At 72.8% G+C, this 23,160-nt stretch carries 11 protein-coding genes; 3 read left to right on the top strand and 8 right to left on the bottom strand.

Going from position 1 to position 23,160, the window contains the following annotated elements:
- Positions 1-67: 67 nt before the first annotated feature.
- The 5 genes from A6A06_RS17370 to A6A06_RS17350 form a co-directional block, all read right to left on the bottom strand.
- Positions 68-3,232 carry an endo-alpha-N-acetylgalactosaminidase family protein gene (locus A6A06_RS17370; RefSeq protein WP_073762054.1) on the bottom strand — a complete coding sequence of 1,055 codons (3,165 nt, stop codon included), beginning with the start codon at positions 3,230-3,232 and terminating at the stop codon, positions 68-70.
- Positions 3,233-3,771: 539 nt separating this feature from the next.
- Positions 3,772-4,959 carry a sensor histidine kinase gene (locus tag A6A06_RS17365; protein ID WP_073762053.1) on the bottom strand — a complete coding sequence of 396 codons (1,188 nt, stop codon included), beginning with the start codon at positions 4,957-4,959 and terminating at the stop codon, positions 3,772-3,774.
- Positions 4,960-4,964: 5 nt separating this feature from the next.
- On the bottom strand, positions 4,965-5,663 hold the full coding sequence (locus A6A06_RS17360) for a response regulator (protein ID WP_073762052.1): 699 nt from the start codon (positions 5,661-5,663) through the stop codon (positions 4,965-4,967).
- Between the two features lie 305 nt (positions 5,664-5,968).
- A complete protein-coding gene (locus A6A06_RS17355; RefSeq protein WP_199930903.1) occupies positions 5,969-6,256 on the bottom strand; it encodes a hypothetical protein in 288 nt (95 codons plus the stop codon).
- Positions 6,257-6,462: 206 nt separating this feature from the next.
- Positions 6,463-7,275: a S1 family peptidase gene (locus A6A06_RS17350; RefSeq protein WP_073762050.1), complete on the bottom strand. Its 813-nt coding sequence runs from the start codon at positions 7,273-7,275 to the stop codon at positions 6,463-6,465.
- A gap of 266 nt (positions 7,276-7,541) precedes the next feature.
- Here A6A06_RS17350 and A6A06_RS17345 point away from each other — a divergent pair, with 266 nt between their 5' ends.
- Entirely contained in the window at positions 7,542-8,465 is a 924-nt protein-coding gene (locus A6A06_RS17345; protein WP_073762049.1) for a hypothetical protein, read from the top strand.
- 65 nt (positions 8,466-8,530) lie between these two features.
- Here A6A06_RS17345 and A6A06_RS17340 read toward each other — a convergent pair whose 3' ends face one another.
- Genes A6A06_RS17340 through A6A06_RS17330 form a run of 3 tightly spaced genes read right to left on the bottom strand, consistent with a single transcriptional unit; the run spans position 8,531 to position 21,456 of the window.
- Entirely contained in the window at positions 8,531-9,505 is a 975-nt protein-coding gene (locus A6A06_RS17340; RefSeq protein ID WP_073762048.1) for a hypothetical protein, read from the bottom strand.
- A 57-nt stretch (positions 9,506-9,562) separates the two neighbouring features.
- A complete protein-coding gene (locus A6A06_RS17335) occupies positions 9,563-12,406 on the bottom strand; it encodes a right-handed parallel beta-helix repeat-containing protein (RefSeq protein WP_073762047.1) in 2,844 nt (947 codons plus the stop codon).
- On the bottom strand, positions 12,403-21,456 hold the full coding sequence (locus A6A06_RS17330; protein ID WP_073762046.1) for a putative T7SS-secreted protein: 9,054 nt from the start codon (positions 21,454-21,456) through the stop codon (positions 12,403-12,405). Before A6A06_RS17330 ends, A6A06_RS17335 begins: the two co-directional genes overlap by 4 nt.
- A 234-nt stretch (positions 21,457-21,690) precedes the next feature.
- On the opposite strand from A6A06_RS17330, the gene A6A06_RS17325 reads away from it, so the two are divergent.
- Entirely contained in the window at positions 21,691-22,701 is a 1,011-nt protein-coding gene (locus A6A06_RS17325; RefSeq protein ID WP_073762045.1) for a hypothetical protein, read from the top strand.
- 82 nt (positions 22,702-22,783) lie between these two features.
- Positions 22,784-23,092 (top strand): hypothetical protein, encoded by a 309-nt coding sequence (locus tag A6A06_RS17320; protein ID WP_073762044.1) that lies wholly within the window; start codon positions 22,784-22,786, stop codon positions 23,090-23,092.
- Positions 23,093-23,160: the final 68 nt, after the last annotated feature.

Genomic DNA, 23,160 nt, shown 5'->3' with positions numbered 1-23,160 from the left:
TCACATACTTCTCTGGGTGCCGTGACGCGTCGGGCTCTCTCACGCACCTCTCTGATGCGCTGACACGTCAGACCTCCCGTACCTCGAACGCGTCCAGGACGAACTCCGCCTTTCCGTCGCCGCCCGTCTTCCGCAGCCCCACCCACGCCTCGCCGCGCTCCGGGGCGGTGAACTCGTAGGTGTGCGTGGCGGGCTGCGTGGCGACGGGCAGCGGGGTGCGGCTCAGTTCGCGGGCGGCCGGTTCGTCGGCGGCCGTGATCCAGGCGTACTGGCCGGCCTTCTCGTTCTCGTAGCGGAAGCTGATCCGGTAGCGGTGTCCGGGGACGAAGCGCACGGTGTGCGGCACCGTGCGGTAGACCAGGCCCGCGTTCTCGCCGCGGGACTTCAGGGACTGGCCGCCGTCGATGACGTCGTCGACGGCCTTGCCGTTCCAGCCGCGCTGGGTGAACGGCGCGTGCCGCTGCGCGATGTGCGTGCGCGGGTCGGTGACCTGGCCCGCGTCGCCCTTGACGAATACGCCCCAGCCCTGCGGTACGTGCTCGAAGTCCTCGAACGCGACGGTTCCCGGCCGGTGTGCGGGAACCGTGGGAACGATCCGCACGTTGTCGAAGCGAACACGAGGAGTACCCGCCGCGGTGCGGAGGGTGAGGGTGGCGGGACCGCCGCCCTCGGGGACGGTGAAGGGGGTGAACATCCGTTGGAAGCGGGTGCCGTGCTTGCGGTCGGCGGCGACGAAGTTCCCGGCGGTGGACGTTTCGGTCCAGTTGGCGGCCGTGACGCCGTCGCCGGTGCGTACTTCCAGCGCGGCCCGGCGCCGCTCCCCCGGCCGGGCGCCGACCTCGACCTGCACGGAGGCCGCGTAGGTGCCGGGCGCGAGGCGGGCGAGCCGCTGGGTGACGGCTGCCGCGCCGCCCGCGCCGACGACCAGTTCGTAGTCGCCGAGTGCGCTCGGCTCGACGGTGGCGGGGCCGGTGACCTGCCAGGCGTCGAGGGTGCCGGAGTGGAAGCCGGGGTCGGCGAGCGGCGTGCCCTCGCCCCAGCCGGGCCCGCTCCGGCCGCGCCCGCCGCTCCCCTGGCCCCAGCCGCGGCCGCCCTGGGCCGGGGCGGGGCGGCGGTAGAGGACGTACGGCTGTCCGGCCGCGGCGGTGACGGTGACCTTCCCGCCGCGTACGGTCAGCCGCTGCGGCCGGCTCCGGCCCTGGTCGGTGAGCCGGTAGGCGTACACGCTGCGGGAGCCGGACCAGCCGCGCGGCAGCGTCCAGGTGGTCGTGCCGCCCCTGGGGTGGTAGTGGTAGAGCTTCTCGGGGTCGGTGGCCCGGCGTGGCTCCCAGGGCAGCAGGTAGGTGCCACCGTCGTACACCAGCCGTCCGTCGGTGGTGATGCGGCGGGTGCCGCCGGTGTCCGTGACGGAGGTGGCGGTCGGCCCCTCGAAGGTGATCTCGTGGTCGCGCCAGGTGCGGATCGGGTACGCCTGGAGGTATTTGGCGGGCAGCGCGTCGGCCCAGACGATCCGGTGGAAGGCGTGCCAGTCGGTCTTGCCGACCCAGCCCTCGAAGTTGCCCATCCGGGCGCCGCCCAGCAGCGTCGGCCACTTGTCCGCGAACACGTCCTTCTGGTGGTTGCGGACGAAGCGGATGAGCCGGGAGTTGATGCCGCGGGAGGTGTCGCCGCCGTAGTCGGTCTCGTTGGCCCAGTGCGACCAGAGGGCGGAGCGTTCCAGGCCGTGGCCCCATTCGGTGGTCACCTGCCAGCCCTGGGCGCGCAGGTGGCGCTGGAGGCGGTCGGAGTTCCAGCCGGATTCGCGGAAGACGTCGATGTAGAGGGTGTTCAGGGCCGGGTCGGTCTCCTCGCGCAGTCGCCGGAAGCGGTGGGCGATGTCGCCGGAGACCAGGTCGCGGCGGGCGTCGATGCGGTAGGACTGGTCGAGCCAGTCCCACTGTTCGTCGCGTCTGTCGACGAGGGTCTCGGAGAAGGCGTGGGCGACGGGGTAGGACTCGGTGGCGTTGACGTGGACGGCGAAGTCGCTGTTCCAGGTCTTTCCGGCGCGCAGCAGGGTGTTGAGGTCTGCGAGGCCGCCGGCGCGTTCGTTGTAGTTGCCGCCGTAGTCGGGGTGGGCGGAGTCGTGACCCTCGGACTGGTAGCCCTTCAGGAGGGTGAACTGCCGCAGCCCATCGGTGGCGAGCGCGATCCGCTTGACGTTGTCGAGGGTGGCCAGGAAGGGGTGGGTGGCCTGACTGGCGAAGTTGAAGGGGATGTGGGCGACGACGCGCAGGTGCTGTTCCTCGGCGCCCAGCGGGCTGACCATGATGTCGCGCAGCGCGATGGCGGCGTCCTGCCAGTCGGCGGTGCCGTCGCCGTTGCGGTCGCGGGTGAGGATGACGGTGGCGTACGGCAGGGGCTCGGTGTCGTCCAGGGGCGCGGTGGCCGCGCGGTGGGTCCACTGGCCGCAGCCGAGGCGCGCGAAGCGGTGGCCGCCGCTCGTGGTGGTCTGCCGCCACAGTCGCCCGTTCTCCCAGGTGGTGGCCCCGGCGGGCTTGTCGTACACGGTGTTGGTCTCGATGGCGGCGGCCAGCCGGCCGGTCGCGGCGACCGCGTACGCGCATCCGGTGGGCGAGGCGTCCACGGGGGTCGCCGGGGTGATCTGGACGAGGGTGTCGCCGCTCTTGGCCTTGTCCAGGTCGATGCGGGCGGCGAGCAGGGCGGCGCCCGGCTGGTCGCTGCGGACGCTCAGCAGGGCGAGTCCGGGGATCTGGAGGGTTCCCACGCGGAGGGCCGGGGTGTCGGCGATCCTGGTGACGCGCCAGTCGACGCGCCAGTCGCGGACGGCGATCTCGGCGTCGATCTCGGTGCCGCCGTCGAAGGCGAGGGTGTACGTGATGCGGTCGGCGACGGGGCGGGAGGTGACGCGGGGCGTGCGGGCGGTGCCGTCGACGAGGACCTGGGTGACCGGGTCGGGTTGGCCGTGCAGGACGGCGCCGGTGCCCCGGTCGGTGTAGGAGAGGACGCGGGGAAAGGCGGTGTCGACACGGAGTTCCAGGGCGTCGGACCGCAGCACCGCCTCACCTGCCCGGGGCCTCGGATACGGGTCGGTGGCGGCGCCGGTGCCGATACCGATACCGCCGATTCGGCTGCTGTCGGCGTACGCGCTGCCGCCGCCGAGCGGGAGGGCGCCGGTGATCCCGGCGAGCGTGGCACCGACGACGATCTTCCTGCGGCTGGGGGCACGCTCCACGCCGGTCGGCTCTCCGGCATCGGCTGGTTTCCCGGCACGGGCTGGTTTCCCGGCACCGGCTGGTTTCCCGGCACCAGTCGTTCCTCCGGCGCCCGCCGTTTCCCCCGCCCCGGCCGTTTCCCCCGCCCCCGCCGGTTCCTCCGCGTCTCTCGGTCCGTTCACGTGCGCTCTCCGTCCTTCGCGCCGGCACTGTCCGTCGCGGGACAGGGTGCTCGGTGCGCGGCGGGCGCGCCCATGGACAAAGGGGCGGGAGGTGTTGGACTAACGGGCCGGGGTGGAGGAGGCCGTGTACGGCCGGGGCGGCTCGTACGGCTCGCCGGGACGGCTCGCGTGGTCTGCTGGGGCGGCTCGCGCGGCCCACCGGAATGGCTCGCACGGCACATTGAGACGGCTCGTTCGGCCTGCCGGGGCAGCTCGTGCGACCCACCGGAATGGCTCGCACGGCACATTGAGACGGCTCGCACGACCCACCGGGGCGGCTCGCACGGACAGCCAGGTCAGACGGACTCGTCCCCGGACGGCCCGCCAGACCAGCCGGACTAGTCCTCGCCCGGACCATACGGCCCGTACGGGCCGGGCGTCCCCTCCTCGCCCGCCCCCAGCGGCAGCACGGCGCGCACCTCCCAGCCGCCCTCCGGGGCAGGGCCCGCGGTCAGGCGGCCGCCCAGCGCCGCGGCCCGTTCGGTCAGTCCGGCGAGGCCGAAGCCGCCGCCGCGGGCCTGTTCGGAGAGGCGGGCGGGGTGTCCGCCGTCGTCGGCGACGCGCAGTTCGAGGCCGGACGGTACGGCGCGGAGCGCGATACGGACGGCGGTGGCGTCCGCGGCGTGCTTGCGGATGTTGGTGAGGGCCTCGCGGACGATGCGGTGGACGGCCGCCGCGACCTCGGCGGGGACCTCCTCGTCGAGGCCCTCGTCGATGTGCAGGGCGACGGGCGGTCCGGTGCGGGCGTAGGTCTCGGTGAGGGTGCGTACGTCGGCGAGTCCGGCGAGCGGCCGGTTGCGGGCGGCGCCCTCGCGCAGGACCCGGACCAGGCGGCGCATCGCGCTCAGCGCCTCGCCGCCGGAGGTCTCGATCCGTTCGAAGGCGGCGCCCGCCTGGGGGCCGCTGAGGGAGGTGAAGCGGGCGGCGCGGGCCTGGACGACGATGCCGGTGACGTGGTGGGCCACCAAGTCGTGCAGTTCACGCGCGAGTTCCAGGCGTTCGGCGGACCGTACGGCGGCCAGGTCCCGCATCCGCTGGGCGTCCTGCCAGCGCAGGATCATCGAGTAGGCGCTGACGACGACGGTCAGCACGCCGTAGACGACGGTGTACAGGCCCAGCCGGATGTCGCGCATCGGGGCGAGGACGCAGGCCAGGCCCAGCATGGGTCCGAGGACCGCGGCGGTGCGGCCGGGGGCGCGGTGCACCACGCCCGTGAGCAGGACCAGCAGGGCGATGCCTTCGCCGAGGCCCCACACCTCCAGGGCGTGCTGCCCGGCGATCAGGATCACCGAGGCGGCGAGGGAGACGGACGCGGCGGTCCAGGCGCGGACCTTCTGCGGGATCCGCGCGCTGGGCACGGCGCACAGGCAGACGACGACGGCGGTGGCGACGACGGTCGCGTGCGGGCGGGTGGGCTGGCGGGCCAGCGCGACGGTCTCGAAGCCGACGAGGAAGAGCAGGACCGCGGCGAGGGCGGTTTTGGCGGCGGTGGCTCTACGCGGGTGTGCGCGCGCCCACCCGGACATCGGGCTCACGGCAGGGCCGGGCCGCCACCGGTGGCGCCCGTGGCGAGACCGCTCTCCCAGACCCAGGCGGCGATCTCGACCCGGTTGCGGGCGTCCAGTTTGGCCTGGACGTTGGCGAGGTGGGTTTTGACGGTGGACAGCGAGACGTAGAGTTCGGCGGCGATCTCGGCGTTGGTCCGGCCGCGCGCGAGGGCCCGTACGACGTCCTGTTCGCGGTCGGTCAGCGGCTCGGTCAGGCTGCGGGCGGCGCCGCCGGCCGCCGCGGGGGCCAGTTCGCGCAGCAGCCGTACGGTGATCGCGGGCGAGACCAGGGCGTCGCCGACGGCGGCGGCGCGTACGGCCTCCACGAGCATGGCGGGGCTGGCGTCCTTGAGCAGGAAGCCGGAGGCGCCGCCGTGCAGCGCGGCGTGCACATAGGCGTCCAGGTCGAAGGTGGTGACGATGACGATGCGCGGCTTGTGCTCGTGGTCGGGGTGGCCGGGTGAGCGCTCGGCGAGCCGGCGGGTGACCTCCAGGCCGTCCACCTTGGGCATCCGGATGTCGAGCAGCAGGACGTCGGGGCGCAGCCGCTCCACCGCGGACAGGGCCGCCGCGCCGTCCACGACGTCGGCGAGGACCTTGATGTCCGGCTGGCTCTCCAGGATCATCCGGAAGCCCATCCGGACCATTTCCTGGTCGTCCGCGATGACCACGCTGATCGCCATGTGTCCCTCGCCCTGTCCGTACGCCGCGTTTCAGTGCACCTGCGCCGCGCTCCCTGCTCGGCAGCGGACCCGGGCGCGCCCAACCGGCCGGGGTCCCTTCGGGCCGGGGTCCCGGCCGGCCGGGGTCGGACACCCTCCGGCTCCCGGCCCCCTCCTGCCGCCTTCCGGCTGATCCGCTGCCTTCCAGCAGACCCACTGCCATCCGGCTGATCCGCTGCCTTCCAGCAGACCCGGCGCCTTCCAACTGACCCGCTGCCTTCCATCTGACCTGCGGTGATCGCGCCCCGCAACCGCTGACCGGGGCGTCACGGCCAGGCCGGCCGCCCGTCGCCGGGGTGGCCGGTGTGGTGCGGGGTGGTGCAGCAGGCGGTGGGAGCCGTCGGGGTGGTGGAGTAGGCGCCGTGGCCGCGGCCGAGCAGCAGCCAGGTGACGGTCGCGGCGGAGGCGGCCAGCAGCAGGGCGGCCACCGCGGTCGCCCGGTGGTCGCCGGGACGGGCGAGGCCGGGGTCCGGAAGGTGCGGTGCGCGGTCCGGAAGGTGCGGTGTGCGGTGGGGGCCGGGGTGGCGGCAGCGGGGGTGGGGCTCAGTGGTCACGCGCCCCACGCTAGGGAGGGGACGTGCGGGCGGGTATCGGCCGTCCGGCCATGCGTCGTGCCGCGGCCCCCGGCCGAAAGGACGAGCGGCATCCTGCTCCGGTACGACCTGGGACTGGTGCGCGCGCATACCGCGCCCCGGCGTGCGCGACCGCGCCCCGGTGCCGCCGGGCGCCGGGGCGCGGTCATGCGCGCTGGGTGGTGGCGTCAGCCGGCCAGGCCGTCGGCCGCCTTCTTGATGTCCGCGGCGAAGGTGCTCACCTCGGTGTAGACACCGGGCTTGCCGGGCCGGGCGCAGCCCTCGCCCCAGCTGACGATGCCGACCTGGAGCCACTGGCCGGCGTCGTCCTTGCGGAACATCGGGCCGCCGGAGTCGCCCTGGCAGGTGTCGGTGCCACCCGTGTCCAGCTTGCCGGCGCAGATCTCCTCGCCGGGGGTGAGCTGGTCGCCGTAGGCCTTCTTGCAGGTGGCGTCGTCGACGAAGGGCACCTTGGCCTTGAGGAGGTAGCGCTGCTGCTGGCCGCCCTCCTTGTCGGCGCCCCAGCCGGCTATGTCGAAGTCGCCGTTGGTGAGCTTGTCGTCCGTGGCGATCTTCAGGGTGGGCAGGTCGATGGGCTTGGCGAGCTTGATCAGCGCCCAGTCCTTGCCCTTGCCGTTGTAGCCGGGGGCCTGGAGGACCTCGGTGGACTTGACGCTGACGGCCTTGGAGTCCTGCAGGTCGACCACACCCGCGGTGGCCGTGATGGAGGTGTCGGGGCCGCTGCCGTCCACGCAGTGGGCGGCGGTGAGCACGACGTCCTTGGCGTAGAGGGCGCCGCCGCAGCCCATCGACAGCCGGACCATGAAGGGGAATTCGCCCTGGCTCGCCTTGGTGCCGCCGACGATCTTGGTGTGGATGCCGTCGGGCTGCGGTGTGGGGGCGGGCGCGGCGTTGGCGGCGGCGGGCTGGAGGCTGGCGGCGGCGAGGGCGACGGCGCCGGCGGCAGCGGCTCTCTTCAGGTGCTTCAGGTGGCTTCGCAACGGGCTTCCTTTCGTGGGGGGTTGCACGTCAATGTCAGGCCCATGCCAATGTGAGAACCGGAAAGGACCGCCGTAAGAACGTGCGTGAAAGTCGGCAGCACGCCGTAAGGCGTCCGGACCCAGTGGGGGGTGAGCCCGCAAAGCGCCCTTGGATTATGTGGAGTCGGCGATCACAGTGGCAAGGGTGTACATCCGGCCAACTCCTGTTCTACCCACGACGCGTACACCCCATACCGGACCTTCCCGGCGAGACGTACAGTGGTCGGGTGGCGGCGACGGGAAGTCCGGGCAGTTCCGGCGGTGACATCGAGCACGGCTATCCGCACCTGGACACGGTGCGCGCGGCCGTCACCGCGCTCTACAAGCGCCTGTCGTACGACACGGTACGGACCTTCGAGGTCAGCGTGCTGCCCGCCGAAGTCGCCTTCGACGACGGGGAGGAGCTGTACGCGGGCGCGCAGCGGGTGGCCCGCGCCATGGTGCAACACCTGCGCCTGCCCGACGCCCGGGTCATCGTCGCCTTCCGCGACATGCACCTCGCGGCCAACGTCGAACTGACCGCGGGCCCCGAGTACTTCGTCGAGCTGAACACCCGCTTCAAGTCCCACCGCCGGGACGTCGGTGCCGCCCTCGCCCACGAGGTGATGCACGTCTACCTGCACCGCCTCGGCCTGTCCTTCCCCGGCACCCGCGACAACGAGATCCTCACCGACACCGCCACCGCCTACCTGGGCGCGGGCTGGCTGCTGCTGGACGCGTACCGCGAACACGGCCCGTTCTCGCAGAAGCTGGGCTATCTGACCCCGGAGGAGTTCGGTTACGTCCTCGCCAAGCGCGCGCTGCTCTTCGGTGAGGACCCGGCGCCATGGTTCACCAGCCCGCAGGCGTACGACGCGTACAAGGCGGGCCTGGCGCTGGCCCGCCGCGACGCGCAGCAGCCGCCGCTGGCCGCGGCCGGCTGGTCGGGCCGCCGCCGCTACGCCAAGGACCGGCGCACGGCCCAGGGCCCGCGCCGGTCCGGACGGCCCGGCGGCCCCGCACCGGCCGACGGCTACGCCTTCGAGGGGAGCGCGCCGCTGCGCGTGTCGTTCCCCTGCCCGACGTGCCACCAGCGCATCCGCGTTCCGGTACGCGGCCGGCTGCGGGCCCGCTGCGCACTGTGCCGTACGGAGCTGGAGTGCGACACGTAGCGACGCACGGTTCCGTAGCAGCGCACGGTCTGGTGACGGGCCCACCCCGGGCCCGTCACCGGACATCAGTCGTGGCAGGTGACCTTCACGGCCCCGGCCCCGTGGTGGGCACGGTCCCGGCCCGGCGCGTGGTTGTCGCCGCGGTCCATCAGCTTCACGCCGATCTTGTTCTGGCGGACCGGGAAGGTGCCGGCCGACTGCCAGCTGCCCCGGTGCGCGACCTGGTCGACGGCGAAGTCCCCGACCTTGGTCCCTCCGTTGAAGGGGTCGCTCAGCACCTGGTAGTGCGTCGGGCTGCCCTGGACGTCACGCTCGCTGGGGCCCGAGGGGACGTAGACCGACACCTGGCAGCTGCGGGACTGCGGGCCCGGCTCCCACCACCACATGACGTTGTTGTCGGTGTCCTTCTTCGGGTCGCCGGACATCGGTACGGACGTGAACTGGCCACTGCAGCCGCCGTCGCGGGTGCTGCCGCCGGAGAGGCCGTACCAGCCGACGCCGACCTCGCCGTGGACGCCGGCCTGGTGGTAGCCGCCGCGCGGGGGCGTCGGGCAGCCCGGACCGGCGATGCCTTCGTACGTCACCTTGGCCTCGCGCGGCGGGGCGGGCTTCTTGATCTCGGGCTTCGGGCTCTTCTTGGGCGCCGTGGGCGTGCCGGAGGGCGATTTCTCCCCGCCTCCCGGCGTGGCCGCGTCGCCGGGCTTCTTGGCGCCCGGCGCCTCGCCCGGTGCCTTGCCGGGCTTGGCCGACGGCAGGGGCGAGCCGGTCTTGGTCAGCTGCGGCTGCTGGGCGGCGACGGCCTGTTCCTTGCCGTCGTCGAAGCGCACCTGGGAGGCGCCGAGGGTGGCGAGCGCCACCGCGCCGATGCCGACACCGGCCAGGACGGGCAGGCCCAGCGCCGTCTTCCACACCCGGCGGCCGGGAGCCAGGCCGCGCTTCGGCGTCCGCGCGCCCTTGGCGAAGGTCTCCGCGAAACCGGACCGGGACGGGTCGGGTGCGCCGGAGCGGTCCGGTCCGGCGCTCTCGTTCGGATGGGACAACGGGGGTTCCTCCTGGGGGTGGTCGGGGGTGACGGGCCGGGCCCGGCGGGGCGCCGGTCAGGCCCGCTGGACGGGCCCGCCGGGACCGGACGGATACGACTGCGACGGCGGTTGCGACTGCGGTTGAAGCTGCGACTGCGGCTGCGGTACGCCGGTGCCGGGCAGCTCCGCCGGGACGTCCAGTTCCGGTACGTCCAGTTGCGACAGCGTCCGCAGGTCCGCCTCGGACGGCGAGTCGTTCTCCGCGACGCGGTACGCCTGCCGTTCGGTCATCGCCTGGAACGTCTGGCGGGCGGAGCGCCCGTTGCCGAACCGGCCGTCGCGCGGGACGTGGTCGAAGTAGCCGACGAGGGTGTCGCGTGCCGCGTCGGTCAGTTCGTACTGGTGGGCCGCCGCGTGCTGTTCCACGATCTGCACCAGGTCCTCGGTGCCGTAGTCCTCGAACAGCAGCGTGCGGTTGAAGCGGGAGGCGAGGCCGGGGTTGGAGTCGATGAAGTGCTCCATCTCCACCGGGTATCCGGCGACGATGACCACGACCGCGTCGCGGTGGTCCTCCATCAGCTTCACGAGGGTGGCGATGGCCTCCTGCGCGAAGTCGTTGCCGCCCGTGGCGTGGGCGGGTGCCAGCGAGTACGCCTCGTCGATGAACAGCACGCCGCCCATCGCCTCCATGAAGACCCGCTGGGTCTTCGGGCCGGTGTGGCCGACGTACTCGCCGACGAGCGCGGAGCGGTCCGCCTCGACGAGGTGGCCCTTCTCCAGCAGTCCGACGGCGGCCAGGATGCGCCCGTAGAGGCGGGCGACCGTGGTCTTGCCGGTACCGGGGTTGCCCGCGAAGACCAGGTGGCGGCTGAGCGGCGGCGCGGCCAGCCCGGCCGCCTCGCGGCGCTGCACCATGCGCATCAGCTTGACGAGCGAGGCGACGTCCTGCTTGACGCGGTCCAGGCCGATCAGTTCGTGCAGCTCGCCGAGGAGGTCGTCGAGGTCGGCCTCGGTGGGCGGGACCGTCGTCGTGGTGCCGTCGCCGGACGGCGCGCCGACGGACTGCGCGCCGCTCGCGGCGGCTGCGGCGGTGGCCGGGACGGGCGCGAAGGGCGCGGGCCACCGGGCGTCCTCGACCCGCCAGGAGACGCAGTCGCGGACCTGCGGTTCGGCGCCGTCCTCGGTGCTCAGGTCGGCGTCGGCGTCCTGGACGCGGATCCGGCTCAGTACGGGGGCGGCCGCCTCGCCCAGGTGGACGGCGGGGAAGCCGGGCCCGGTGATCTCGCAGTCCTCGAAGGAGCCGGCGCCCTTGGCGTCGACGATCAGGCCGTTCTTGCCGGGGCGGTGGATCCGTACGGCCCGGACGTCGGGCGCGGCGCCCGCCGCCACCACCATGCCGGACCCGGCCGCTTCGGTGATCTCCACGTCCGTGGCCCGTACGGTGGCGCCGCCCTGGAAGACCAGCCCGGCGGTGCCGGCGCGCAGGATGCGGCCGCCGGTCAGTTCCGCTTCGCCGCCGCCGAAGGTGAGGCCGGCGCGTTCGGCGTCGGTGACCGTGCACCCGGTCAGGCGCACGGTGCCGCCGGAGCCGGCGACGACGCCGTTGCGGCAGCGCACGACGGACAGGTGGGCGGCTTCGGCGGCCGCCGTGCCGGACAGGTCGAGGCCGGACATGCCGCAGTCGGTGAGGTGCACCTCGGTGAGGGTGAGGCGGCTGTCGGCGACGGCGTGCAGTCCGTGTTCGGGGGTGGTTCCGGCACGCAGCCGGGTCAGCGTCAGCGCGGCTTCGCCGCCCGCGTGCACGGCGCTGTACCGGCAGTCGCTCACCTCGCCGTCGGTCAGCAGGACGGTGGCGGAGCCGGTGGCCAGCACGCCGTTGGCGGCCGAGCCGCGTACGGTCGTGCCGCGCGCCTCCAGCCGGGCCGTTCCGTGTGCCGTCAGCGCGGCGGCGGTGGTCCGTACGATCCTGGTGTCGGCCAGCCGTACGCGGGCCCGCTCCCCCGCGGTGGCTCCGGAGCCGTCGCCGTCGCGCAGGACGCAGCCGTCGAGCACGGCGTCGCCGGACCCGGCGACGTGCAGGGCGTCCGCGCCCGCGCCCGCCAGTTCGCAGCCGTACAGCAGGAGTCCGCCGTCGGCCTGCGCCGGTGTTTCCGATCCCGCCGCCTCGTAGGGGTCGCTGTCCGGCGGCACCGGCGAGGAGTCCAGTACCCGTACTGCCTCGCCGCCGCAGTCCCGTATCCGGCAGTCCACGAGCAGTGCCGCCGACCGGTCCTCGAAGAGCAGACCGCTGCGGCCCGCGCCGTCGATGAGGCAGTCGCGCAGCACGATGCGGGCGTTCTCGCGGACTCGTACTCCGGAGCCGGTGGCGCCCTTGATGCGGGTGCCGGTCAGTTCCAGCCGGGAGTCGCCGCCCACCACCACGCCGGTGCCCTGGGCACCTTCGAGGGTGCAGTCGGTGAGGCGGACCGCGCCGATGGTGCGGATCAGCGCCCCAGCCAGGGCCGCGCCGGTCAGGCGCGCGCCGGTCATGGTGAGCGCGGCCTCGCGCAGTACCTCCAGGCGTCCGCGGTCGGTGCCGCCGCCGTGCCAGTGGGTGACGCCGCCGGACAGCAGGACGGCGGGCCGGTCGGCGGCGCCGCCGCGTACGGTCAGCCCGTCGAGCGTCAGCCGGGCGCCGGGCAGCACTTCCAGCGCGGGCGCGCCGCCGCCGGGGGCCGCGAGGGTGACGGTGCCGCCGTCCGCGCGCAGGACGACGTCACGGTCGATGCGCAGAGCCTCCTCGTAGGTGCCGGGCGCGATGCGGATCTCGTCGCCGGGCGCGGCCGCGTGCAGCGCGGCGCCCAGGGTGGCGTGCGCCGCCGGGTGCCCGGCGGCGACTGTGTGGACCGTCCCGGTGTCCGGGTGTTCTGCGGTGGTCATGCGTCGCCCATGGTCGTGTCCTCGTCGTCCGGCCGGGGAGGTCTTCCGGCGCGTCCCTTGCCCTTGCGGGGACGCTTGGCCGGCTGGTCGGCCGACTCCTCCATGTCGTCAGACTCCCGTACGGTCCAGTGCCGGCCGCCGTCGGGGTCGGGTTCCCAGCGGAAGTCGAGGCCGGGGCGGGGGCGGGTCCGCGCGCCCGTCGTACCCGGTACGGCCTCGTGCACCACCGTGCCGTCGCCGTCGATGATGCGGACGCGGGCGCCCAGTGCCTGGGCGTAGAGCTGCACCGAGAGCTGGCCCGGCGTACCGGCGGCGAACGAGCCGTGCGGGTCGAGCCGTCCGCTCGCCACCGCGGCGAACAGGTCGCGGGCGCTCGTCCCGGCCCGGTCCGCCTCGGCCAGCACCAGCTTGATGACGGGGTCCTTGCTGCCCTTCGGCTTGCTCCTGAGGTACTGCTCCACGGTGTCGAGCAGGCCGCCGGGGGTGTGTCCCGGCCCGCCGCCGCTGTCGGCGGCGTTCTCCAGGGCGTGGAACAGGGACCGGGGCGGCGCGTGCACCGGCGGGTACCCGGCGACGACGAGATGCAGGTTGCGCAGGAATCCGGCCGCCTCGGGGTGCGTCGCCGCCGCCAGGCTCGCGAACGCCTTGTCGTTCAGCGGCAGGCCCGCCCGCAGTGAGAGGCCCGCGTCGCCCGGGACGGGTGCGGAAACGTTGAACCCGAAGGTGTTGCGGTCGGTTCCCAGGCCGTCGAGTCCGTTCACGACGTCCCGTGGCGAGTGGGCCGTGCCGTGTCCGGGGTCGACGGGTGCCAGCGGGTCCCGGGAGAGTCCGGTGGCGGAGTTCTTCAGCAGGTGGTCGTCCCTGCGGTCGGCCCAGTGCAGGCCGCTCTTGACCTTCCTGGACGTCTGGGGGTCGACGTCCAGGAACGAGTCGCGGCCGAACATCCGGCCCATCGCCTGCCGGACGTCGTTGTGGTCCTGCGGCAGCGCGGGCCGGTCCCCGAACATGCCCTCCATCATCCGGGACAGGTCGGTGGGGGTGGCCGCGCCCTCGAAGTCGGTCACGAAGGGCACACCGCGGTCCGGCAGCGTGTAGGTGTGCGCGGCGATCAGCCGCTCCGCCTGCCGGGTCGCGATGGCGTTCAGCTCCCCGGAGGTGAGCAGCCGGCTGACCGCGTCGATCTCGGACGTGCTCAGCGGCTCGCCGCCGCCCGGCCCCCGGGCGGCCAGCCGCTCCCGTACGGCGTCGATCTGCCCTGCTGTCGGCGTCTCGATGTCGGCGCCGTACACCCGGTCGTAGGGGCGCTGGGCGACGGCCTCGATCTCGCGGTCGGTGAGCCGGTGGACGAGGGAGTCGCCGGGGAAGGCCGAGCGGTCCAGTACCGGCAGGGTGCGGTTGAGCTCCCAGGCGTTGAAGGAGTTCAGCGTCTCGGCCAGGCCGTTGAACTCGCTGGTGCCGGGGCTGAACCTGATGGGCTGCCAGCCGGGGCCCACCCGGTCCAGCAGGGTCGCGGCGGCGTCGGTGAAGAGGTTGGGTTCGGGCGAGTAGGGCAGCTGCGGGTGGATACCGGCCAGGCGGGTGCGGGCCCGCATGTCGGCGCGGACGGCGGTGTCGAAGGCGGGCAGGTCGGTCTCGGAGACCGTGTGCAGCGGTCCGGCTTCCTTGCCCTTGCCCTTGCCGCCCGCCTTGGCGGCGGCTGCCACGGCCTTGGCGTGGTCCTCGGCCAGGCGGCTGTTGGTGTCCTCGATGAGCTGGGTGGTGTCGGCGCCCGGCACGTGCCCCTCGGGCAGGCGGTAGCCGCCGGACATGGACAGCGGGCGCAGCGGCGGGATGCCGCCGCCGCCCATCTCGAACTCCTTGACGAAGTGCTGGAAGACGTGGTCGCCGCCGGGCACGAGCCGCTGGTAGGTGTCGAAGTCCATGAAGGAGAAGTACGGGTGCGCGGGCTGGTGCGGGTCGTACATCATCGAGCGCGCCAGGTACCGGCTCGGCGGGCTGGTCATGGTGACGTTGCGGATGGTGCCGAAGGGGAAGTCCTTGCCGGTCCAGCCGATGCCGACCGCGGCCACCGGGTAGGGCACGTCGTCCAGTCCGTCGAGCGCGTCGCGGACCGCGGCGTTGACCGCCGCCATCTGGTCCGTACGGCCGTTCACCCCGATCACCACCGCGAACTTGCCCCGGTACTCGCCGCGCGGGTCGGTGGTGATCGCCGTGAGGAAGTCCCGCAGCCGTTGGCGTCCCGCTTCCCCGGCGATGTCGCTGTGCCGGACGACGGTGTTCACCACGTACGCCATCGGGTTCTGCCGGTCGAGGCTGGCGTGGATCCAGTTCGTGTACTGGTCCGGTGTCAGCGGGTGCCCGCCGAATCCGGGCAGCCGCTGGAAGGCGCCGTTGACGGTGACGTCGCCGCGCTTGACCTGGTTGCCGAGGTTCGGCACGTCCTGCTGCCATTCCAGGTCGCGCGGCAGCGGCCCGGCGGTCGGCGGGCCGCCGTGGCCCAGGTCGCCGTACGGTCCCGTCGCGCCGGGCGGGGCGGGTGCCTCCGCCATCTCCAGGTCGTCGACGTGGTGCGCGGACGGGCCGCCGGCCACGTCCAGGTCGTCGAACGCCTGGGTCAGGTTGGTGTGCCGGTTCGGCCCGCCGCCCAGCGGGCCGACGTACTCGCCACGCTGCGCGCGGTCGACGGCTATCACGTGGTTGGCGTCGTCGATCTGCCGCTGGATGGCGTTCGGGTCCATGCCCAGCTCGTCGAGGCGGGTCTCCGCCTTGGTGAACTCGGCGCGCTTGACGCCCAGGTCGTCGAGCGCGCCGACGGCCGCGGCGGACGGCTTGGACGGACCCGGCTGCCCCGCCTTGGGCACCAGCCCGTCCGCCTTCTCCTGGGCACGGGCCAGGTCGGTCGACGCCCGCTCGTACTGCTCCCAGGCGCCGAGCCGCAGGTCGGCCTCCGGCCCGCTCGCGCCGCCGGTGAGGATGTCGTGCCGGACCGCGGACCTTTCACCGATCCCGGAGCCGGGCTCGAAGCCGAGCCGCGCGGGCGGCGGGGGCGGCGCCGTATTGCCCACGTCCCAGTGCCCGGAGTGCGGGCCGCCGTGGTCCGGGACCCAGGTCAGGTAGAGCGGCGGGCCCGGCTTGCGGGCTTCGATGTCGACCCGGTGGGCCGAGCCGTCCAGACCGCGGATCTCCAGCGGGCGGTTGAACGCCTTGGCGTAGCGGTCCAGCACGATCCGCTCGACCGGGCCCAGGTCCGAGACGTCCGGGCCCAGGCGCCCGGTGACCAGGCCGTTGGTCAGGGCGCGGCCGTCGAGGCCCCGCGTGTAGGTGTCGTTGACCAGGTCCTCGAAGCCGTTCTTGCCCATCTGCCGCTGTACCTGCGTCAGCAGCGTCGGGGCGTCCGGGATGGCGCCGGGCGTGATCCGGCCCCCCTTCGCGCCGGCGGTGGCCGGCGGCGGCTCCGGGAGGGCACGCAGCAGTGAGTCGTCGGGCAGGCCGCCCTTGGGCAGCACCTCGGCGATCACGTAGTTCTGCAGCCGCTTGTACGCCGCCTCCTCGGTGGAGGCGACCAGCGCGTGGCTGAGGAACCGCTTGTCCGCCGGCACGATGCCCACCACGAGGCCGTCCGTCCGGCCCGGTACGTGGAGGGAGATGTTCAGGCCGAGGGTGTTGCCGTCGCCGCCCAGCCCGGCGCCCAGCCGGTCGAGGGTGGCCCGGGGGTGCTCGTTGAACTCGGGGAGCCGTCCGTCGATGCCGACGGGCTTCAGCGGGTCGTCCCGGAAGCCCTGCTGCGGGGACTTCCCCTTCAGCAGGTCGTCGCGCAGCTTGCCGATCGTCGTGCCGTCCTTGGCGCGCGACAGGTTCGGGTCCAGGTCGAAGGTGTCCCGGGCGAAGACGTGCTCCACCACGTTCTTCGGGGTCAGGTGCTCCTGCGGCATGTTGCCGACGCCGCCGGCCTTGCCGTGCTTGTAGTAGCCGGACATCAGGCGGGAGAGGTCGGTGGGGACGGCGCCGTTCACGAAGTCGGCGACGAACGCGGTGCCGCGGTCGGGCAGCGCGGAGTTGGCGGCGGAGATCTCCCGCGCGACCGCGTTGCCCGGGACGTCCGGCAGGGTCTGGTCCAGTTCCCAGGCGTTGAAGTAGTTGAGCCGCTCCCGCAGTCCCTTGTACTCACCGGAGCCGCCGCCGAAGCGGACCGGCCGCCAGGCACCCTGGCCCAGCCGCACGTCGTCCACCATGGTGACGGCGGCGTCCACGAAGAGGTTCGGCTCGGGCCCGTACGGCAGCAGCCCGTGCATGTCGCCCATCTTGGCGCGGATGCGCATGTCGGAGTCGACGACGGACGCGAACTTGTCCACGTCCTGCTGGGTGAAGACCATGCCGTCGGGAGTGTCGCCGCGGGTCTTGGTCTCCTTGATCAGCTGCTCGGCCGAGCGGTCCACCGCGACGCCGTCGACGATCACGGTCTCGCCGGTCTTGCCCGGCACCCGGTAGCCGCCGGTCATGACCAGCGGGCGCAGCGGCGGGGCGCCGGGGACGCCCGGCACCGTCACGGAGTCGCCGGACCCCTTCGCCGCGGCCCCCGTGTCGTCGGGGAGCTTCTTGATCCAGTCGTCCACGGCGCCGCCCGGCCCGAGGTTCAGCTCCCGGTCGAAGTGGGCGAAGACGTGCCGGCCGCTGGGCACGGTGTGCTCGTACACGTCGAAGTCCATGAACGCCCAGTACGGGTGGCTGGGGCCGCCCGCCCCGCCGCCGTGCATCATCGAGTGCGCCATCGACCGGGCCGCCGGGCTGGTCATGGTGAGGTTGCGGATGGTGCCGTACGGGAACGAGTCGCCGTAGAAGGTGGTGGCCACCATCGCCAGCGGGTGGTCGAAGTGCGCCGAGCCGAGGGCGTCGTCCATCGCGCGGTGGATGGCGGCGAGGTCCTCCAGCTTGCCGTTGACGCCGATCACCACGCCGAGGCGGCCGTCGTAGCCGTCCAGGCCGCGGGTGATCGAGTTCAGGAAGTCCTGGAGCCGGCCCGGGGTCGCGATGTCGCCGTGCGAGACGATGGTGTTGACCACGTAGGACAGCGGCCGGCCCTCCCCCGTGCTCGCCCGCATCCAGCTCAGGTAGTCGCCCGGCGTGAGCGGCTGGTGGCCCGCGAACGGCAGGTCGCGGAAGGACTGGTTGACCATGGTGCGGCCCGCGCCGTGGGTGCCCGGCTCGGGCCACAGGGCGTGCGGCGTCCGCGGGTCCGGGGACCAGTCGTGCGGCCCGACCGGCAGCGGATCGCCGCCGTGTGGGGCCGGGGCGCCGCCGAGCGGGCCGACGTACTCGCCACGCTGCGCGCGATCGATGGCGATGGCGTTGTTGGCGTCGTCGATCTGCTGCCGGATGGCGCTGGGGTCCATGTCCAGTTCGCCGAGGCGGGCCTCGGCATCGTGGAACCCGGCACGCTTGACGTTCAGATCGTCGAGCGCGTCGACGGCCGCCGCGGACGGCTTGGACGGGCCGGGGTGGCCCGCCCCGGGCACCAGCCGGTCCGCCGTGCCCTGCGCACGGGCCAGGTCCGCCGAGGTCTGCTCGTACCGCTCCCAGGCACCGAGCCGCAGATCGGCCTCCGGGCCGCTCGCACCACCGGTGACGATCTCGTGCCGGGCCGCGGCCCGGTCGCCGATCCCGGAACCGGGGGTGTGGCCGAGCCGGTCCTGTGCCGAAGGCCGCGGGATGTGCGTCTCCGGGACGGGTCCGAGGTCCGCGAAATCGGCCTTGCCCTTGCCCTTGTCGGCGTACGGGACGGGCTCGGACTCCGCGAAGCCGGCCTTCCCCTTGCCCTTGTCGACGACCGGAACCGCCTGCGGCTCGGGCTGCGGGTGCGGCTTCGGGCCGCCGCCGAGGCCGTGTTCGCCGAACATGCCCCCGGTGAGGGCCTGGATCTGCCGACGGGTACGCGGTCCGTCGATGCCCAGTTCGTCCAGCTTGGTCTCGGCCTTGGCGACCTCGGCGCGCCGGACACCCAGGTCGTCCAGGGCCTCCGTCATGGCGGGCGAGGGCTCGCCCGCGGCCGCGCCGGGCGGCGGCGTCAGTTCGTCCACCTGGCGCTCGGTCTTGCCGAGCTGCGACAGCGCGTGCTCGTACCCGGCCCACGCGTTGAGCTTCGCCCCGGCCTCCGGGCCGACCGAGCCGCCGAGGATCAGGTCGTGGCGGGCGCGCAGGCGCTGGTTCATGGCCGCGGCGCCGGAGAGGCCGCCGAAGCGGTTGCCGGGGGGCGCGGTGACGGCGCCGGGGTCCTTCGCCCCGGGCGCGGGGCCGGGCGTCCCGGTCTTCGGCGCGGGTGCGGGCGTCGGGGCGGGTGCGCTGTCGGTGGCCTTCACGGCGGCCGGGATGCCGACGGCTGCCTCGTCTTCCGCCTTCGCCGGGCCGCCGGGGTGGGCGATCAGGTCGAGGATGCTGTTGTCCGCCGGGCCGGTGGCACCGCGGGCTCCCGCGCCGTCCAGGTCCGGGAGGGCGGACACCCCGGAGGGGTTGCTTGAGGTGGCGCTGTGGCCGGCGGACGGGACCGGCTTGCGGTCTCCGGTGTCCAGCAGGCTCATCGCCATGTCGTGTTCGTTGACTACGGGGCGGGGGGCCGCCTTGGTTCCGGCCGTCCCGGCCGTTCCGGCTTCGGCTCCGGCTCCGGGTGCCGTGTCGGCCTTGAAGTCCGGGGTCTTCATCCGCAGGGGGTCGTACGCGCCGCCCGCGCCGACCGTCGCCGGGATATCGGCGGGGGCCTTGGCGAGGGTACGGGGCGGGGGCACGGCGCCCTGGAGGCCGGGGGCCTCGCCGTGTGCGCCCACGCCGGTCGGCCGGATCGTTTCCGCGCCGCCGGTCACACCTGTCCCGCCGGTCACGCCGGTCCCGCCCGTCGCGTGCGGAGTGCCGGGCGCCGTGGCCGCCAGGTGGTCGGCGGTGATCGTGCGCGGCGCCGCGTCGCCGATGCGGAAGCTGATGCCGTCCCCGTGGAAGGCGGTCACCGCGACGTCGCCGGAGGCCAGCGCCTGGAGTTCGGGGAAGGTCATGTCCTCCAGGGCCTCGCCGTGGCCGATCGCGCCGCGGGCCATGGAGTGGCCGTCGCCGATGCCGTGGGCGAAGCCGCCGTCGAACGACGCGGTCTCCGGGACGTGGACGGTGGTGTTCTCCGGCACGTGCCCGAGCACGCCCGACGACCCGTGGGCGTCCTTGAGCAGGTCGATGGCGGTGTTGCCGGACAGCAGCAGGTTGCTGTCCATGCGGACGTGCCCGGCGGCGAAGTCCGTCTGCTGGATGAGCTGGGTGGCTCCGGCGCCGTGGACGTCCGGGACGGTCAGCCCGTTGGCGTGCGTGGTCATGCCCGGGGTGTCGGGGATGGTCACCAGCGCGGGCTGGTCGAAGTGCGCGCCGGTGTGCCCGAAGGAGCCGTTGGGCACGGTGATGCCGTGCGGCATGTTCACGCCGACGTGCGTGACGTTCCCCAGGCCCTTGGTCCCCAGGCCGCCCAGGTTGCCGGGAATGTTGAGGTTCAGGCCGCCGTGGCCGAACGAGCCGATGCCGTTGGGCATCAGGTTGCCGACACCGTTGACGTTGAACGTCCCCAGGCCGCCGGGCCGGAACGCGCTCAGCCCGTCCAGGTGGAGCCCGCCGATGTTGTTCGGGACGAGCGCGCCCGGGAACGTGGTGAGCCCGCCCGGCGACACGGAGGGGATGTGCACCCCGGGGAAGGAGGTGCCGTGGAAGCCGCCGGGCACGAAGTGCAGGGCCGACAGGTCCACGAAGCTGCCGGGGGCGAAGTGCGCGCCGTTCCCGCCGACGGGCCGGAACGGCGCCAGCGCGCCGAAGTCACCGGTGTGGATGCCCTTGGCCAGCGCCGCGTCCGTACGGCCCGCGTTGGCCAGCAGCTTCTGCAGATCCGGCTGCGGGATGCCCAGCACCCGCTCGCCGAAGGCGAGCCGCGCGGCGCCGCCGAAGCCCAGCACGCCCATCTCGGTGAAGTCCAGGGGCACGACGGTGGCGATGCCCGCCCGGCCGAGCCGGTCGAAGGTGACCTTCGCGTAGGCGCCGAGCTTGTTCCAGTTGCCGTCGACGTTCTTGGTGACCGTCGCCCAGTCCTTGACGGCGGTGCCCGCCAGCGACTCCCAGCCGCCCTTGGCGAGGTTTCCGAGGCCCTTCACACCGTTGACGACGTTGAAGGCGGGGGCCGCGTGGATGCCGAGCACGATCGGCGCCACCACGACCTTCGGCATGTTGTGCAGCGAGGAGAAGTGGCCGATCTCCTTGATGATGTTCTTCCCGGCGCCCGCGATGCCTTCGACGCCGCCCTTGAGGACGCCGCCCAGGCCCTTGAGGATGGAGCCGACCGGCAGGGCCTTGGTGGTGGGGAAGAGCACGCCGAGGAAGGCGAGGCCGAGCTCCAGGCCGCTGGCCTTGCCCTGGCTGAAGTCGACGATGGTCTTGATCAGCAGGACCGCGTTCATGCCCCAGGCGAGGATCGCGAGCACGCCGCCGGTGAAGATGGCGATGACCGAGAGGATGATGGTCAGCCACTGGAAGGCTTCCCAGAACAGGTCGCAGTCGCTGACCGGCTGGACCATCAGCGACCCGGCCGACGTCAGCGCCTTGTCCAGGGTGCTCGCCGCGGAGCTGAGGGTGGACTGCGCGTCGTCGGCCCGGTCCTTGTGCGTCTGCAGGTGCGGGTCGTCCTTGTCCAGCCCCTGGGCGGCGGTCAGCGCCGCGTCGGCGTCGGCCTGCGCGTCGGTGACGGCGGTGGCGTACTTGCGCAGTGCCGTCTCGGCCTGGTTGAAGGAGTCCTCGACGTGGCCGACGAAGTTGTGCAGGTGGTCGTCGACCATGTCGCGCAGCTGGTCGGCGGTCTTGCCGATGAAGCGCTGGCCGTCGCCGGCGGTCTGCTGGAGGGCCTTGAGGCCGTGGTTGATGGTGCCCGCGTGCGTGGCGAGGTCGCGCATCGCGTCGGCGATGGTGGTGATGGCGGTGGCGTCGCCCGGGGTCGGGTCGCCGTCGAGGCCGAGGGCCCCCCAGTCACCGGGACGCGTAGCCAAGCCTCTTCCCTTCGCACTCAAGACCGTTCACTCGTGTCACGGCCGGCGCGTTCCGCACACCCGGGCCATCGGACATCACACTTACATTTACGTATCTCAGACACGATCGGTTCATCGTGTGAACGACATCACTTCGCGCCGCTTCCGTGGTTCCGGGGTGAACCGATCCGCTTCGTGTTGCGTTTGACCTTGTAAGACGTGAAGTGATCCGCAGAGCGCGCGAGGAGTGTGACCGTGTCCGACATAGCCGTTGACTACGAGCTGCTCAATGATGTGGCCCAGAAGTCCGGCAAGCTCAAGGACGAGGTCAAGCAGGCCCGCGAGAGCAAGCAGGAGTACTCGGTCGACGAGGTCGGCTCCCGGGTGGCCGTCGCGGCGATCCGCAAGTACTACTCGACGTGGAAGGGCTCCTTCAAGCGCTCCGAGGAGAAGCTGGAGAAGCTCAAGAACCTCTACGACGGCGTGGCGAAGAAGTGGGCCGACTGGGACTTCGACCTGGCCAACAAGGCGGCCAAGCAGAGCGCCCAGATCGCCTCCGACCTGTGGAAGGCCCGCGACGAGGAGTGGAACGCGTGGCACGACGGGGTCGAGAAGGCCAAGAAGGAGCACCCGGACCTCGACCCGTCCCTCCTGCCGAAGGAGCCCGAGAAGCCCGGTGAGCGCCCCCACGAGTGGACCACCGACGACGGGCACGGCAACAAGACCACGACGTCGTACGAGTACGGGCCGGACGGCAAGCCGACGAAGGTCACCACGACCATGGAGACCAACACCGGCCTGAAGGCGTCCGACACCACGAACTACCACGACGACGGTACGTACGACTCGAAGTCGACGGACGTCTTCGGCAACGTCACCAACACCACCGGCACCTCGTCGATGACCGAGACGCCGGAGCACAAGACCACCACGGACGACTTCAAGAGCAAGACGAAGGACACCGAGGACCAGGAGAGCACCACCACCGGTACCACCACCTCGGTCACCGACCAGAAGACCGGTCACCGTGACACGAAGACCACCTACACCACCGTCGGTCCCGACGAGGACGGCAACGAGCAGACGGTGAAAGGTACGACCCACTCCTCCGTCGACCTCAACGGCCACGAGGTGACCACCACCATCGAGGTCAACGAGGACGGCAGCGGCACCAAGACCGTGGTGACCGACGGCAAGACGGAGGAGTGGACGAGCGACGACGCCGAGGGGGACTCGGGCTGGAAGGTGAAGAAGTCCGACGACTGACGGCCCGCCCCCACGGCCCGGCGCACCCCGGACCCCGTCCGGATCCCCACCCAACCCCCTACCGATCCAGGGAGTCAGCACCATGCCCGCAGGCAACATCAACCTCGACTACAACGAGATCCAGCGCGTTTCCGGCGTGATGAACCAGGCCGTCAACGACATCAACCCGCTGCTGCTGAGCACCAAGTCCTCCGTCGAGGGCCTGCTGGACAACGGCATGTTCATGCAGCAGAGCAGCCCGGCGCTGAAGGAGTCGTACAACAACCTCACCGCGTCGCTGCAGAAGGCCGTGGAGAGCATCAACTCCTTCGCCAACCAGTTCAACCAGATCAAGAACAACATCGAGAAGATGGACGCGGACATCGCGGCGGGCACCAAGAAGGCCGGCTGACGGACCGCACGACACGACGGTGCCCCGCCGCCGGACCTCGGGTCCGGGCGGCGGGGCACCGTCGTGAG

It is taken from the genome of Streptomyces sp. CB02923 (assembly GCF_001905005.1).
Classification (GTDB): domain Bacteria; phylum Actinomycetota; class Actinomycetes; order Streptomycetales; family Streptomycetaceae; genus Streptomyces.
This window is presented reverse-complemented; position numbering and strand designations above follow the sequence as displayed.